15 protein-coding genes are annotated in these 14,731 nt (G+C 67.0%); 12 read left to right on the top strand and 3 right to left on the bottom strand.

What is annotated here, in order from left to right; genetic code table 11:
• Positions 1-57: 57 nt before the first annotated feature.
• Positions 58-1,689, bottom strand: coding sequence for an alkaline phosphatase D family protein (locus ACN0TP_RS05285; RefSeq protein WP_417217421.1), 1,632 nt, complete (start codon positions 1,687-1,689; stop codon positions 58-60).
• Positions 1,690-1,776: 87 nt separating this feature from the next.
• Here ACN0TP_RS05285 and ACN0TP_RS05280 point away from each other — a divergent pair, with 87 nt between their 5' ends.
• The 3 genes from ACN0TP_RS05280 (at position 1,777) to ACN0TP_RS05270 (ending at position 5,614) form a co-directional block, all read left to right on the top strand.
• Complete coding sequence (locus ACN0TP_RS05280; protein ID WP_417217420.1) at positions 1,777-3,237, top strand: serine hydrolase domain-containing protein; 1,461 nt, start codon at positions 1,777-1,779, stop codon at positions 3,235-3,237.
• A gap of 191 nt (positions 3,238-3,428) precedes the next feature.
• Complete coding sequence (locus ACN0TP_RS05275) at positions 3,429-4,859, top strand: amino acid ABC transporter substrate-binding protein/permease (RefSeq protein ID WP_417217418.1); 1,431 nt, start codon at positions 3,429-3,431, stop codon at positions 4,857-4,859.
• 32 nt (positions 4,860-4,891) lie between these two features.
• Entirely contained in the window at positions 4,892-5,614 is a 723-nt protein-coding gene (locus tag ACN0TP_RS05270; RefSeq protein WP_417217512.1) for an amino acid ABC transporter ATP-binding protein, read from the top strand.
• Positions 5,615-5,695: 81 nt separating this feature from the next.
• Here ACN0TP_RS05270 and ACN0TP_RS05265 read toward each other — a convergent pair whose 3' ends face one another.
• Positions 5,696-6,154: an iron chaperone gene (locus tag ACN0TP_RS05265; RefSeq protein WP_417217417.1), complete on the bottom strand. Its 459-nt coding sequence runs from the start codon at positions 6,152-6,154 to the stop codon at positions 5,696-5,698.
• Between the two features lie 210 nt (positions 6,155-6,364).
• Here ACN0TP_RS05265 and ACN0TP_RS05260 point away from each other — a divergent pair, with 210 nt between their 5' ends.
• The 8 genes from ACN0TP_RS05260 to ACN0TP_RS05225 all read left to right on the top strand — a co-directional run bounded on the left by ACN0TP_RS05260 (position 6,365) and on the right by ACN0TP_RS05225 (position 12,894).
• Positions 6,365-6,769 carry a hypothetical protein gene (locus ACN0TP_RS05260; protein WP_417217415.1) on the top strand — a complete coding sequence of 135 codons (405 nt, stop codon included), beginning with the start codon at positions 6,365-6,367 and terminating at the stop codon, positions 6,767-6,769.
• Between the two features lie 135 nt (positions 6,770-6,904).
• Positions 6,905-7,894, top strand: a complete 990-nt coding sequence (gene paaA / locus ACN0TP_RS05255; protein ID WP_417217413.1) for a 1,2-phenylacetyl-CoA epoxidase subunit PaaA — start codon at positions 6,905-6,907, stop codon at positions 7,892-7,894.
• On the top strand, positions 7,895-8,218 hold the full coding sequence (gene paaB, locus ACN0TP_RS05250) for a 1,2-phenylacetyl-CoA epoxidase subunit PaaB (RefSeq protein WP_417217411.1): 324 nt from the start codon (positions 7,895-7,897) through the stop codon (positions 8,216-8,218).
• The gene (gene paaC / locus ACN0TP_RS05245) at positions 8,215-9,072 is read left to right on the top strand and encodes a 1,2-phenylacetyl-CoA epoxidase subunit PaaC (protein ID WP_417217409.1); all 858 of its coding nucleotides are present in this window, start codon (positions 8,215-8,217) and stop codon (positions 9,070-9,072) included. The genes paaB and paaC overlap by 4 nt, the downstream gene beginning before the upstream one ends.
• A 10-nt stretch (positions 9,073-9,082) precedes the next feature.
• On the top strand, positions 9,083-9,571 hold the full coding sequence (paaD, locus tag ACN0TP_RS05240; RefSeq protein WP_417217408.1) for a 1,2-phenylacetyl-CoA epoxidase subunit PaaD: 489 nt from the start codon (positions 9,083-9,085) through the stop codon (positions 9,569-9,571).
• Positions 9,568-10,755: a 1,2-phenylacetyl-CoA epoxidase subunit PaaE gene (paaE, locus tag ACN0TP_RS05235; protein WP_417217406.1), complete on the top strand. Its 1,188-nt coding sequence runs from the start codon at positions 9,568-9,570 to the stop codon at positions 10,753-10,755. Before paaD ends, paaE begins: the two co-directional genes overlap by 4 nt.
• A gap of 10 nt (positions 10,756-10,765) precedes the next feature.
• A complete protein-coding gene (locus tag ACN0TP_RS05230) occupies positions 10,766-11,545 on the top strand; it encodes an enoyl-CoA hydratase/isomerase family protein (protein WP_417217404.1) in 780 nt (259 codons plus the stop codon).
• 320 nt (positions 11,546-11,865) lie between these two features.
• Positions 11,866-12,894, top strand: a complete 1,029-nt coding sequence (locus tag ACN0TP_RS05225) for a Fic family protein (protein WP_417217402.1) — start codon at positions 11,866-11,868, stop codon at positions 12,892-12,894.
• Positions 12,895-12,973: 79 nt separating this feature from the next.
• Here ACN0TP_RS05225 and ACN0TP_RS05220 read toward each other — a convergent pair whose 3' ends face one another.
• Entirely contained in the window at positions 12,974-13,345 is a 372-nt protein-coding gene (locus ACN0TP_RS05220) for a ClpX C4-type zinc finger protein (protein WP_417217510.1), read from the bottom strand.
• A 123-nt stretch (positions 13,346-13,468) separates the two neighbouring features.
• Here ACN0TP_RS05220 and ACN0TP_RS05215 point away from each other — a divergent pair, with 123 nt between their 5' ends.
• The gene (locus tag ACN0TP_RS05215; protein ID WP_417217401.1) at positions 13,469-14,728 is read left to right on the top strand and encodes an MFS transporter; all 1,260 of its coding nucleotides are present in this window, start codon (positions 13,469-13,471) and stop codon (positions 14,726-14,728) included.
• The last annotated feature ends 3 nt before the right edge of the window (positions 14,729-14,731 follow it).

Here is a 14,731-nt window from a genome sequence, read left to right as displayed (position 1 = left end):
CTGAAACAATGACAGGGCCTCGTAGTCCGCATCAGCAGCTTACGGATCGTCACCGCCCTACCGCTGCGGCGTCAACGTCCGCGTGTACTGCACCTTTCCGTTGGCGTTGATGAGCTTGACGGTGAACTCCGATCCGTCCCCGGCGACATCCACGTGGCCGAAGTACTGGTGTTCGCCCGAGCGCGGGGAACCCAGCGGGGGTCCGGCCTGCTGGAAGTCGACCCGTGGCCCGAAGGTCAGGTCCAACTCGTTGGGCCCGAACGACCCGGCGTTGATGGGTCCGGCCACGAACTCCCAGAACGGGGTGAAGTCGCGGAAGGCGGCACGCTCGGGGGAGTAGTGGTGGGCCGCGCAGTAGTGGACGTCGCCGGTCAGGAACACGACGTTCTTGATCTTGTGCTTCTTGATCGCCGACAGCAGCCGGGCGAGTTCGAGCTCACGGCCCAGCGGCTTGCCGTGATCCGCATTGGCGATCGATTCCTGCCCCGCTCCGTCGGGCACGATGAGCCCCAACGGCAGGTCGTTGCCGATGACCTTCCACGTCGCCCGCGAGGAGCGCAGCGAGCGGATCAGCCACTGCAGCTGATCTTCGCCCAGGATGCGGGTCTGCTCCGTTTCCTGGCCGTCGGTGTTCGGCGACTTGTGCGAGCGCATGTCCAGCGCGAACAGGTCAAGGTGCGGGCCGCGCTCGACGTGCCGGTAGATCCGGGTCGGTTCGAATCCGGTGCCGGGCCGCAGGGCCCGTCGGTCCGCTATCGGCATGTATTCCTGCCAGGCCCGGCGACCGCGGGTGGCGAGGGTGTCGACGTCGCGCACCGTGTACCGCGGGTCATCGAGGATCTCGCCGGGATACCAGTTGTTGACCGTCTCGTGGTCATCCCACTGCGCGATCACCGGGACCTCGGCGTACATGGCGCGCAGGTTCGCATCCATCATGTTGTAGCGGTGGCGTCCCCGGTACTCGTTCAGGGTCTCGGCGACCTTGGAGACCTCCTCGGTCACGACATTGCGCCAGATCGCACCGTCCGGCTCCTTCATCTGCGCGGCGATCGGCCCATCGGCATAGATGGTGTCGCCCGAGTGCAGGAAGAAGTCGGGCCGCGTGGCGTGCATCGCCGCATAGCCACGCATCCCGCCGATCTCCTCGTTGATGCCATACCCCTGCCCCGCGGTGTCGGCCGTCCAGACGAAGCTCTGCGGTCCTGCTTCGTGCCACCGCCCACGGCCGTGCGCCGGAGCGGTGGAGAACGACCCGCGCCCGGTCTCACCCCGCCGTCCGTGCTCGTCCTCGAAACAGAGTTCGACGGCGAAGCGGGCTCCCGCCGGCAACCTCCTGGCGTCGATCTTGGCGGTGAAGTCCGTGGCGGCACTCGCGTACGAGCCCCGCAGGTGCAACGTGCGGCCGTGCCTGCCCCGCAGCTCCCGTCCGTCGGCGTCGAGCAGGCGCAAGGTCGCGTGCAGCCGCCCCGGCCCCGAAGCCCGCGACCAGAACACGGCAGCGTCACTGGAGACATCACCCATCGAGATCCCCGAGGGCAGCCTCAGCCGCCGCGCGGCCAACGGCACGGCGGCCGGGCGTCCCGATGCCAGGGCCGGGGGAGCCGACAGGGACGTGGCGGCCAGCGCCGAGACGGCGGCGGCCCCCTTGAGCAGGGTGCGGCGGGCGGGCTGGGTGCTGTTGGGGTCCATGGCCACCAGCCAAGCGCATCCGGACGACGAGCACGTGGCGGGCAGATGAACCGGGGCCGAACGGCGCCCGGGTGGGAGGATGAACCCATGGCCACCGATGACGCTGACTCCGCACCCGCCCGCTCCGCCAACCCCGCGATCCCCGTCTGGACATCGGTCCTCGCCTACGCCCCGCGTTTCCTGGAGCACCTGCGCGGCGTCGAACGCCAACCGGGATTCCAGCTCGCCGTTGCCGTCGACGGGACACTGATCGGTACGTGCAGCGGCGGATTCTCCGACGTCGCCGCCGGCACCCGGATGGGAGACGACCACCAGTTCCGCATCGCCTCCCATTCCAAGATGTTCACCGCCACCGCCATCCTGCAGCTGGCCGAAACCGGACGGCTGACTCTCGAAGACGCGCTCGCCGACCACCTGCCCGAACTCGCGGGAACCGACGCGGCGGACGTCACGGTGGGGGAACTGCTCTCCCATTCCTCGGGGCTGACCCGCGATGGCGGCGATTCGGACTTCTGGGTCCTGGGCCGCCCGTTCCCCGACCGCTCCGCCCTGCTGGAGACTGCGGCCTACGGACGGATCATTTCCCGGCACGAGCATTTCAAGTACACAAACATCGGATACGGCCTGCTCGGCCTGGTCATCGAGGCAGCCAGCGGGCAGGACTACCGCGACTATGCCCGGGAGCACCTGGTCCGGCCACTGGGGCTGACGGGTACCGGCCCGGATCTGGAGGCCGGCGCCGACCGGTTGGCCACCGGCTACGGTTCGCTCATGGTGGCGGGGGAACCCTACACCCTGGAACGCCGCACGGTGATCGAACACATCGACACGGCGGCATTGAGCGCGGCCACCGGCTTCTACTCCACGGCAGCCGACGTGGTCCGCTTCCTGTCGGCGCTGCTGTCCGAAACACCTGATCGTCCGGGGGACGGATCCCTGGTGGGCGAACATTCCAAACGACGCATGCAGCGCAAGGTCGAGTCCGCCGGCGTTCCCGGCCGGCACTACGGACTGGGCCTGATCTTGCAGGACGTCCACGGCCACGCCACGTTCGGCCACAGCGGCGGCTACCCCGGGCACCTCACCCGCAGCTGGGCGCTGCCCGAAACCGGAGTCGCCCTCAGCGTCCTGACCAATGCCATCGACGGGCCGGCCACGTCCTGGGGCGAGCAGCTCATCGCGTTGGCGACCCTGGCCGCCCGGGAGGCACCGGCGTCGTACTCCGGCCTGGCACCACGGGAGCTGGCACGGTACACCGGACGGTTTGCGGGACTCTGGGGTGTGCAGGACATCGTCGAGCTCGGCGGCAAGCTGTTCTGCCTGGATGTGGGCAGTGCCCCGGACCCGGCGACGACCGAGGCGTTGGAGGTCCTGGACGGCTCGCGCCTGCTCTCGAAGGACCCCAACGGTTTCGCCGGTTATGGCGAGGAACTGGTCTTCGAGTTCGACGACGCCGGGGCAGCCGCCTTCCGCGGACCGGGTGGGATGCGCATGGTGCGGCAGGCGGACTTCGCGGTGCCGGAACGGTTGGCCAACCCAGCGGGCTGATGCCGCTTGCACTCCCAGGTGTGCGGAAGTACCACGCGCCGCTGAACACTCCCTGTGAGACGGAGCACGATGCTCTATTGTCTAAGGAAGTCAAAGTCCCGTAAACACGGGCCGCACCACAAGGGAATGGGGTACCGACCTTGCGTCACCATCAGAGAACGGCCGCTCCGGGCCGTCGTCGGACGGGGGCGGTGGTCGCGGCATTCCTGGCCGTGGCCGCCCTGCTGTTCGGCGCCTCCGGAGCCACAGCCGACACCGCGACATCCAGCTCGGCCGTCGAGGGCAAGACCTTCGTCATCGGCACCGACACCACGTTCGCACCCTTCGAATTCCGTGACACCTCCGGCGAACTGACCGGCATCGACATGGACATCCTGCGGGCCATCGCCAAGGACCAGGGATTCAAGGTGGAGATCCGCTCGCTGGGCTTCAACGCAGCCCTGCAGGCCCTGACCTCCGACCAGGTGGACGGCGTCATCGCCGGCATGTCCATCACCGACGAGCGCAAGCAGGTCTACGACTTCTCCGAGCCCTACTTCGAATCCGGCGTCCAGATGGCCGTCGCCAAGGACAACGACGACATCAAGGGCTACGAGGACCTCAAGGGCAAGACGGTCACCGCCAAGACCGGTGCCGAGGGCGAGACCTTCGCCAAGTCCATCGCCAAGAAGTACGACTTCACGGTGAAGTCACTGGACCAGTCGGCCAGCATGTACGAATTGGTGAAGTCCGGCAATGCCGTGGCCGTCTTCGACGACTACCCGGTGCTGGCCTACGGCATCGCCCAGAACAACGGACTGAAGACGGTCACCGACAAGGTTCCCGGCGGTTCCTACGGCTTCGCAGTGAACAAGGGCAAGAACGCCGACCTGCTGGCCGCCTTCAACGACGGCCTGGCCAAGATCAAGGCCAACGGCGACTACGACAAGATCGTCGACGGCTACCTGGCCGATCCGACGGCCGCCCAGCCGACCACCTTCTGGCAGCTGCTCGGGCAGTCGCTGCCCGCACTGCTCAAGGGCCTGAAGAACACCCTGCTGGTCACCGGCATCTCGTTCGTCGTCGCCATGGTCATCGGCCTGGCTGCGGGCTTCATGAAGATTGCCCGCAACATCGTGGTGCGGGGCATCTCCACGACGTTCGTGAACATCTTCCGCGGCACCCCGCTGCTGCTGTGGGCTTTCATGTTCTACTTCGGCATCCCCCAACTGACGGGCGTGCCGATCAACATCTGGGTGGCAGCGGTGCTGACCCTGTCGCTGAACTCGGGGGCCTACGTCGCCGTGATCGTCCGCGGCGGCATCCAGTCGGTTGATCCCGGCCAGATGGAGGCCAGCCGGTCCCTGGGGCTGGGGTATGGCAAGTCCATGCAGAAGGTCGTCGTCCCGCAGGCGTTCAAGATCATGACGCCGTCGCTGATCAACCAGCTGATCATCATGCTCAAGGACTCCTCGCTGCTGCTGGCCATCGGCTTCGCCGAACTGCTCTACCAGGGCCAGCAGATCTACGCGGCGAACTTCCGCGTCACCGAGACGCTGTTGATCGTCGGCGTCATCTACTTCGTGGCGGTCATGCTGCTGACGAAGCTCGCCAACTTCGCTGACCGGAGGTTCAACAAGTGAGCACATCGACTACGGATACGGCCCGCAAGCCGATGATCGAGGTGAAGGGCCTGCGCAAGTCCTTCGGCTCCAACGAGGTCCTGCAGGGCATCGATGCCGAGGTCGCCGAGGGCGAAGTCGTCTGCGTCATCGGGCCCTCGGGCTCGGGCAAGTCGACCTTCCTGCGCTGCCTGAACAAGTTGGAGGACATCTCCGGCGGCACGGTGGTGGTCGACGGGTTCGACCTGACCGACCCGAAGGTGGACATCAACGAGGTCCGCCGCCACATCGGCATGGTCTTCCAGCACTTCAACCTCTTCCCCCACATGTCGGTGGTGGAGAACGTCATGCTGGCACCCGTCGAGTCGAAGAAGGCCTCCAAGGCGGAGGCCCGGAAGAAGGCCATCGAGCTGCTCACCCGCGTGGGATTGGCCGAGAAGGCCGACGCCCGCCCGGCGGCATTGTCAGGCGGGCAGAAGCAGCGGGTGGCGATCGCCCGTGCGCTGGCCATGAACCCCGGCATCATGCTCTTCGACGAGGCCACCAGCGCCCTGGACCCCGAAATGGTCGGCGAGGTCCTGCAGGTCATCCGCGACCTGGCCACCTCCGGCATGACCCTGGTGCTGGTCACCCACGAGATGGGCTTCGCCCGCGAAGTGGGGGACCGGGTGATCTTCATGGCCGACGGCGTCGTCTGTGAAGAGGGCACCCCGGACCAGCTCTTCGGCAACCCGCAGCAGGAACGCACCAAGGAATTCCTCTCCAAGGTGCTGTAGCGACGCGGGCTATCACGACGACGGGGGGAACCGGGCACAGGCCCGGTTCCCGCCGTCGTTGGTGTCGGGGACGCGTGCTCCTCAGCCGGCGGCCCGGATGATGAGTTCGCGGATCCGCTCCTCGGCCTCGGGCGTCATCTCCGACAGCGCGTAGGAGTTCGGCCACAAGGGCCCGTCGTCCAGTGCCGCCTTGTCGCTGAATCCCAGGGTGGAGTACCGGGCCTTGAACTTCCCGGCGTCCTGGAAGAAGACCACGACGTCCTTGCCCCGCGCGTAGGCGGGCATGCCGTACCAGGTCTTCGGGGCCAGCCCGGGGGCCGCTTCCCGGACGATGGCATGGATCCGCTCCGCCATGGCGCGGTCGGCATCGTCCATGGCGGCGATCTTGGCCAGCACGTCGGCCTCGCCGTCCGCCGCCTTCTTCGAGGTGCCCCGGCGGGCGTCCTTCTTCAGTTCCTGCGAGCGCTCCTTCATGGCCGCGCGCTCGTCGTCGGTGAAGGCGGGGCCGCTGGAATTCCTTGCGCTGGACTTCTGCGCCATCGTCGTGCTCCTCGTCGGTCGGTCCGGTGTGATGGATCCACCGTAGGCCCGCCGGCCCGGGTTCGGCTTCTTCGATCCTGCTCAAACGCGGCCCCTTGTCCGGGGCGACACAGCGTGCCTACGGTGATCTCGGGTCCACCCCGTCAGCCAGCGGGACGGACGACGGCGGCATCTGCCGCCGTGACCAGGCCCCGACCGAAGGAGCAGCACATGAGTTCCACTACCCCAGACCGCGACCCCGCCATGGAACCGGTGCCCGACGCCGGTTACGGGCTCGACCCCGAAGAGTCCACCGGCGATCCATTGGAACCGGTGCCGATGGACGGCCGCGACGGGCAGCCCGCCGAGGGATCCTCCGATGATGAAGTGACCATGGCCGAAGACGACCCGCTCCGTGCGCCGGCGTATGTCGAGGAGGAGGATCCCGCGTACGTCGACGACGAGGCGGACCTCCTCGAGGACGACGGCACGTTGGAGGATCCGGAGGCCGACGAACTGGCCAATGAATCCCTCCGCGGGGACGGCAGCAGCGGGCTGGACCAGCAGCTGGACGAGGACCTGGACGAGGACCTGGCCGAGGAGCTGGGCGACGACCCCGACTCCGCGTCGAACTGATCCGACGGGCCCGTCCCTCCAGGGGGCGGGCCCGCGGTCTGTTCCCCGACGCGGCAATTGACGAATGGGTGACGGACCACATATCCTGACCGAACGGTCAGTAATTAGATTCTTGTCACAGTGAGGTGAGCCCCCATGGCTGCACAGAACGACCCGAAAGGCCCCCTGTCCACGGTGCTGACGCCCGGGGAAGAGGCGGCACAGGAGCATTTCGACGCGGTCATCGCCGACGACTCGCGCATCGAGCCGCGAGACTGGATGCCGGAGGGGTACCGCAAGACGCTCACCCGCCAGATCTCCCAGCACGCGCACTCCGAGATCATCGGCATGCAGCCGGAGGCCAACTGGATCACCCGCGCCCCGAGCCTGAAGCGCAAGTCGATCCTCATGGCCAAGGTCCAGGACGAGGCGGGCCACGGCCTCTACCTCTACTCCGCGGCCGAGACCCTGGGCACCCCGCGCCACGTGCTCAACGACCAGCTGCTCACCGGCAAGGCCAAATACTCCTCGATCTTCAACTACCCGGCCCGCTCCTGGGCCGACATGGGCGCGATCGGCTGGCTGGTCGACGGCGCGGCGATCGTGAACCAGGTCCCGCTCTGCCGCGCCTCGTTCGGCCCCTACGGCCGTGCCATGGTGCGGGTGTGCAAGGAGGAGTCCTTCCACCAGCGCCAAGGCTTCGAGATCCTCATGGAACTCGCAGCCGGCACCGAGGCCCAGAAGAAGATGGCCCAGGACGCCATCAACCGGTTCTACGAGCCCTCGCTGATGATGTTCGGCCCGCCGGACGGCGATTCGCCCAACTCCCAGCAGTCCATGAAGTGGAAGATCAAGCGCTTCTCCAACGACGATCTGCGCCAGCGCTTCGTTGGCATGATCGCCGAACAGGTCAAGGTCCTGGGCCTGACCCTGCCCGACCCGGAGCTGCGCTTCGACGAGGAGACCGGGAAGTGGCTCCACAAGGACCTGAACTGGGACGAGTTCAAGGCAGTGATCTCCGGCAACGGACCCTGCAACTCCCAGCGCCTGCAGCGCCGCCGCGACGCCCACGCCGAGGGCGCATGGGTCCGCGAAGCCGCAGCGGCCTACGCCGAGAAGATGGAACAGAAAGCCGAGGTGGCCTAGGTGGCCCAGGAAAACAACCAGCACGACGCCGGTACCCCCTCCACGCGCGAATGGCCCCTCTGGGAGGTCTTCGTCCGTTCCTCCCGTGGGCTCTCCCACGTGCACGCCGGATCCCTGCACGCACCCGACGCCGAGATGGCGGTGCGCAACGCCCGCGACCTCTACACCCGCCGCAACGAGGGCGTATCCCTGTGGGTCGTGGCGTCGGAGGACATCGTCGCCTCCGATCCGGACTCCAAGGGCCAGTTCTTCGAGTCCCCGCAGGGCAAGGACTACCGCCACGCGACGTACTACAAGAAGAGCGAAGGCGTGAAGCACCTGTGAGCCACACCGAGACCCACGAGGCCGACAGCTACGGCGACTCCACCGCCTCGGCCACGCGCATCACCCCCGGCAACGCCCTGCGTCCGGAGGACATCCAGTTGCAGAAGGATGCCCCGTCCGAGCCGGTCGCCCAGTATGCGCTGCGCCTGGGCGACGACGCCCTGATCCTGGCCCAGCGGCTGTCCCATTGGATTTCCCGCGGACCGGAGATCGAGGAGGACATCGCCCTGGGCAACATCGCCCTGGACGAGCTCGGCCACGCCCGCTCCTTCCTCTCCTACGCCGGCCTGGCGTGGGGCAAGAGCGAGGACGACCTGGCCTACTGGCGCGAGGAGTCCGAGTTCCGGTCGCTGCACCTCTTCGAACAGCCCAACGGCGACTTCGGCGTCACGATCGTGCGCCAGCTGGCCGTGGCGATCTACCAGCACCTGCTCTACACGGCACTGCTGGACTCCTCCGATCCGACGATCGCGGCGATCAGCGCCAAGGCCGTCAAGGAGGTCGACTACCACCGCGACCACGCCATCATGTGGACGCGCCGGCTGGGCATCGGCACCGACGAATCGGCGGCCCGGATGCGCCACGCCCTGGAGGTCATCTGGCCCTATGTCGACGAGCTGTTCGGCGACGAGGACCTGCACGACGAACTCGGCGACGCCGGCGTCCGCCCCTCCACCCTGCGCGAGCCGTGGCTGGCCGAATTCACGGCAGTCCTGGAATCCGCAGGGCTCGAGGTCCCGACCGTGCCGTTCGCGATGTGCAACGGCCGGCGCGGCGAACATTCGGAGCACCTGGGCTACGTGCTGGCGGAGATGCAGGTGTTGGCCCGCCAACATCCCGGCGCCAGCTGGTAAGGAGCACCCCATGAGCAGCACCATGACCGATCTGCAGGCCATTGCCGCCCGCGTGACCGACCCGGAAATCCCGGTGTTGACCATCGAGGACCTGGGCATCCTGCGCGGTGTCCACCTCGAGGACGACGGCGGGGTGCGGGTGGTCATCACCCCCACCTATTCGGGTTGCCCGGCCATGGATGCCATCCGTGAGGACCTCCAGACGGCCTTCCGTGCCGAGGGCTACCAGGACGTCTCAGTCGATCTGGTGCTCTCACCGGCCTGGAGCACCGACTGGATGACCGAATCCGGCAAGGCCAAGCTCGAGGAGTACGGGATCGCCCCGCCCACCGGCACCGGCCACCGTGGCCCGGTGACGTTGGGGATGGCGGTCAAGTGCCCGCGCTGCCACAGCCTGAAAACCAAGGAACTCTCCCGCTTCGGGTCCACCTCCTGCAAGGCGCTGTACCAGTGCCGGGAGTGCCTGGAACCCTTCGACTACTTCAAGGTGCTTTCATGACAGAGACGACCCAGACCCCCGACAGCGACGCCGCGGGAGTTGCGCCCCGCCGTCGTGCCTCCTTCCACACGCTCACCGTCGGGGAGGTCCGCCGCCTGACCGCCGCGGCCATCGAGGTCACCTTCGAGGTGCCCGACGAACTGGTCGAGGACTACGACTACCTGCCCGGCCAGTACGTGGCCCTGCGCAAGGAGCTGGAGGACGCCGACGGCCACGTGGCCGAGGTGCGGCGCAGCTACTCGATTTGTGCCGAACCGAAACCCGGCGAGATCCGGGTGGCCATCAAGCGCGACCTCGGTGGGCTGTTCTCCACGTGGGCCAACGAATCGCTGCGGGCCGGGGACACCATGGACGTGATGAGCCCCTCCGGTGCCTTCATCTCCAAGCACAAGATGACCGGGTTGAACGACCCGGAATCGATCGACACCAGCACCAGCCACAACTTCGTCGCCGTCGCCGCCGGATCGGGCATCACCCCGGTCATGGCGATCGCCCGGACCGTGCTGGCTGCCAACGACAACGTGCACTTCGACCTGGTCTACGCCAACCGTGCGGCCATGGACGTGATGTTCCTCGAGGAACTGGCCGACCTCAAGGACCGCTACCCCTCACGCTTCGCGCTGCACCACGTGCTCTCGCGCGAACAGCGGATCTCGCCGCTGCTCTCGGGACGGATCGACGCCGAGAAGCTCACCACCCTGCTCGGCTCGGTGATCCGCACCGACCAGATCGACGAATGGTTCCTCTGCGGGCCGTTCGAGCTGGTCCAGCTGGTCCGCGACAACCTCTCCGAGCAGGGCGTCCCGGCAGAGAAGGTCAGATACGAGCTCTTCACCACCGGGACGCCGACCCGCCCCGAGGGCCACAGCGGCCGCCCGGTCGTCGAGGATGAGTCCGGGGAGAACTACGAGATCGAGTTCAAGCTCGACGGACTCCAGGGGCAGGTCAAGTCCCCGATGTCCGCACGCGAGACCATCCTGAACGCCGCACTGCGCGTGCGCCCCGACGTCCCCTTCGCCTGCGCCGGCGGCGTGTGCGGCACCTGCCGGGCCAAGCTGGTGACCGGTACGGTTCAGATGGAGGAGAACTACGCGCTGGAGCCCGAGGAGATCGAGGCCGGCTACGTGCTGACCTGCCAATCACACCCGACCTCGGACGCCGTGTCCGTGGACTTCGACGCCTAGGAGCGCCCGCATGATCGAGTTGACCATCGCCGACGGCATCGCCGAAGTCGTCCTCAACGCCCCGCAGAAGATGAACGCGCTGGACGCCGACGCCCTGCGCGAGCTGTCCCGGGTCTACGAGAACGCGGCACTCGCAGTCTCCACCGGCGAGGTCCGTGCCCTGCTGTTGCGCGGGGAGGGGCGGGGCTTCTGCGCCGGCCGCGACATCTCCGGGGTGGTCCCCGCCGACGACGACGTCCAGGGGTATCTCGGCGGGTTGGTCGAACCGCTGATGCGCCAGATGGCCGATTTCCCGGCGCCCACCTTCGCCGCCGTGCAGGGCGCGTGCCTGGGCGTCGGCCTGGGCCTGGCGATTGCCACCGATGTGGTCTACGTGGCGGAGAACGCCAAGATCGGTTCCCCCTTCGCCAACCTGGGGGCCACCCTGGATTCGGGAGGGCACTGGTTGTTCACCGAACGCCTCGGCGCGCACCGCACCCTGGACATGGTCTACACCGCCGAACTGATCTCCGGTGCCGAGGCGGTGCGCTCGGGGCTGTTCAGCCGCGCCATGCCCGCCGATGAGCTGCTGGAAACCACCCGGGGCATTGTCGGCAAGGTAGCCCGCGGGGCCACCCAGGCGTTCGTTGCCTCCAAGCAACTGGTCGCCGAGGTCCGCGACCAGCGATTGGGGCTCTGGGAGTCCATGGCCAACGAGAACCGCGCGCAGGACGCGCTGTGTGCCACGGACGACTACGCCGAGGGATTCAAGGCCTTCCAGGAGAAGCGCACACCCGAATTCAAGGGCTGAAGCGCGAGGCAGTCACCCACCGGCCTGTCCCCGTGCGGGGTATGCGCCTCCCCGCCGGAGCCGTGGGGGTTGTTACTCATAAGATCCCATGTGAAGATTATGAGTAACTCCTTATGTCATAATTCCGGAATGGGTGCTTTATGGGTAACGAATCGTCCCGTGCGCACGGTGCAGGCCGGTGGCCCGGCATTGCCTGGGAACCACAAACGTGGGTGCCTGCCGCTGCCGGATTTGGAGGCCAGTCTGCGTCCCGGGCTGGGCGCTATGAGTCGGCACTCCCTGCGCGTATTGCCGAGCAATTTCCGGATCCAGGCGGCGAAGTGCTTCAACTGGCCCATGAAGCCTCAAGCGAGCTCACCAGGCTCGATGCTGAGATCGGGCACAAAGTCGCACAATTTGCGCCAGTACTGCTTCGGGCCGAATCTGCCTCTTCGTCGCAGATTGAGAACCTGACGGCTAGCGCCCGGGCCATCTTCAGCGCCGAACTGGGTGTCAAGAAGAGCCGGAATGCCCTGTTGGTTGCGGCGAACACGCGGGCAATGTCGGCGGCCTTGCGGCTAGCGGAGAACATTTCGGCCACGGCGATTCTGGAGATGCACCAGGTGCTCATGGCTGGACAACACATTCATCCCGCAGGTCAGTGGCGCGATGAGCCGGTCTGGATCGGTACGCGTGGTGATACTCCCCTTGGCGCCGACTATGTAGCACCGCACCACGAACGGGTTCCGGCCTTGGTCGATGACGTAGCCACCTTCTCCATGCGTCTCGACATCCCACCACTCGTCTCGGTCGCTGTGAGCCATGCCCAGTTCGAGACAATTCACCCATTCGCCGACGGCAACGGCAGAACGGGGCGGGCTCTGGCCCAGTCGATCCTTCGGTTCCGCGGTGTGACGAGGAATGTGGCTGTTCCCGTCTCCGCGGGACTGCTGGCCGACATCGACGGTTACCACCAGGCGCTCACCGCCTACCGCGCCGGAGACATCACGCCCATCATCAGGGCATTCGCCAACGCCGCCTTGAGGGCGGCGGCGAACACGCGTCAACTGGTCGATGAAATCGAAGACATCCAGGAATCGTGGACGGAGCGCCTTCGTGTCCGCAAGAGCAGCAATGCGTGGCGGCTTCTGGATCTCGTGGCCCGACGACCGGTGATCGACTCGGCTACGGCGGCAGCCGAACTCGGCGCGAAGCAACCAAATGTTTATCCCCCGTTGAAAGCCCTGGTTGAAGCAGGCATCTTGCAGTCAAAGGCGGAACACCGGCTCGGGCCGTTCTGGCGTAGCGATGAGATCCTGGATGCCATCGATCGTTTTGCCCAACGTGCAGGCCGCCGACAGAAGACCTAGGCGGGCATCCATCCCGATCGCCAGGTGGCCTGCACTGCTGTGAAGGCCCGCGGTAGGCCAGCCAGACTGGTCGGAGCGGCTACCGTGGGGACTTTTCGGGGCCGCCCCTTCTCGCGGATGTCTCCCTGAATCGTTCCCACGCCGACTGGCGTGACATGCCGAGCGCTTCTCCTATCGCCGCCCAGCTGATACCCCGCCGTCGCGCGGCATGCACCCACGTGCGCAGGTGGTGTTCGACGTCGTCGCGCGCGTGGGCGACGCGGGGCAGCTGTGCCAGCAACTCGAGTTCGTTGAGCCGATCCCAGGGAGCCCCGTGGAAGTCCGCGGGCTCCGTGGGCGCCGACCGGAGCAGTTCGAGGGCGGACTCCGAGCATGAACGGCAAATGGAGGCGGTAGGCGCTCCCACCAGCCAGCCGGTCTCCTCGCGTGGGCGGAGGCAAAAGGAGCACATGAAGGGGTGGTCGCTATCGGCCGCGTCTTCAATCTGCATGTTTCCGCCTTTCCATGAAGCCAGCCTACGTTCTCTTGCCATGTCAGGCTAAACCTGACAATCTGTCAGGAACAACCTGACGCGATGGAGAGGATGATGATGACCGCCAACGATTTGGCCGCCCGACGGACTACCTGCGGCAAGTCCTCTGCCTTTCGCCATCTTCTGGCAACAGGGGCCGCCGAAGACTTTGGTGACACCCTGACCCGCACCGTCCTGCCCATCCTCGCGGTCGCGGTTCTGGGCGCCGGGGCCGGTTTCGTCGGCGTGCTCAACGCCATCGGCCTGGGCGCCTTCCTCCTGTTGGGCATGCCGATCGGACGATTTGTCGATTCCCGTCGGGATCGGCGCGCGGTCATGGCCTGGGCGACGTCGGCCCGTTGTTGCACGCTGGCGGCATTGGCCCTGGCATATATCGGCGGTTGGATCTCGACGCCGGTGCTCGCAGGAGGGGCGGTACTCGTCGGTATCGCCGACGTCGTCTTCACCACAGCGCATGGCACGGTGGTCCCCGCACTGGTCCACCCCGAGGGACTCAAGGGCGCCTACTCGCGGTTGGCCGTCGTCGGACAAAGCGCATCCATTGCAGCGGTGGTGGCTGGAAGTGCTCTCTTGGCATCGCCCGGGATCCTGGTTGTCCTGGTCGTGGCGGCAAGTGCCTACGCGGCATCGGTCCTCCTGCAGCGTGGGATTGCGATGGCTCCGGTCGCCGTCGCCCCGCGTGGCGCAGGGCGGCGGCCAGCGCATCTGCTGGACGGCTTCCGTACACTGCGTCGCCGACCGGCATTGTGGAGGCTGACGCTTTCCGGAAGCCTGACCAATGCAGGAGCGATGGTCGGCAACACGGTCATGCCGGTCTTTGTGATGCGGGATTTGTCCATCGCCCCGGCGGTGTTCGCCGCGTTGGGGCTGGTTGCGGCCGTCGGGGCGATTCTCGGGGCGGCGGCTGGACCATGGCTCACGAAGAAGTTGGGCCTGCGCCGGCTGCGGATGGGGACCGCCGCGTTGTCGATGCCCGTGGTTGTCCTGGCCATTTTCTGGCATCAGCTCCCCGGCCCGGATCTGCTCTGGCTGGCTGTCGAATCCTGGGGCTGGGCGTTCCTGGTATCCGCGGCGGCTGTCGCCGGAGCCGAGGTCCTTCCGCGCAGCGTTGATCCATCCGAGCTGGCCTCGGTGGGGTCGGCCCAGCGCACGGTGACCCTCGGCGTCATGCCGGTCTCAGCGTTGGCAGGCGGCGCGGTGGCGACCCTGGTGGGAAGCATCCCGGTGCTCTGCCTCTGGGTTCTCCTGGCGGGTGCCGCTGCGGTTCCCCTGCTGCGACGAGACTCCCTGGCTTCCTTCTGAGGA

Source organism: Arthrobacter sp., assembly GCF_048266065.1.
In the GTDB taxonomy this organism is placed as follows: domain Bacteria; phylum Actinomycetota; class Actinomycetes; order Actinomycetales; family Micrococcaceae; genus Arthrobacter_H.
Note: the sequence above shows the minus strand (reverse complement) of the source record. Positions and strands in the feature narration are given on the sequence as shown.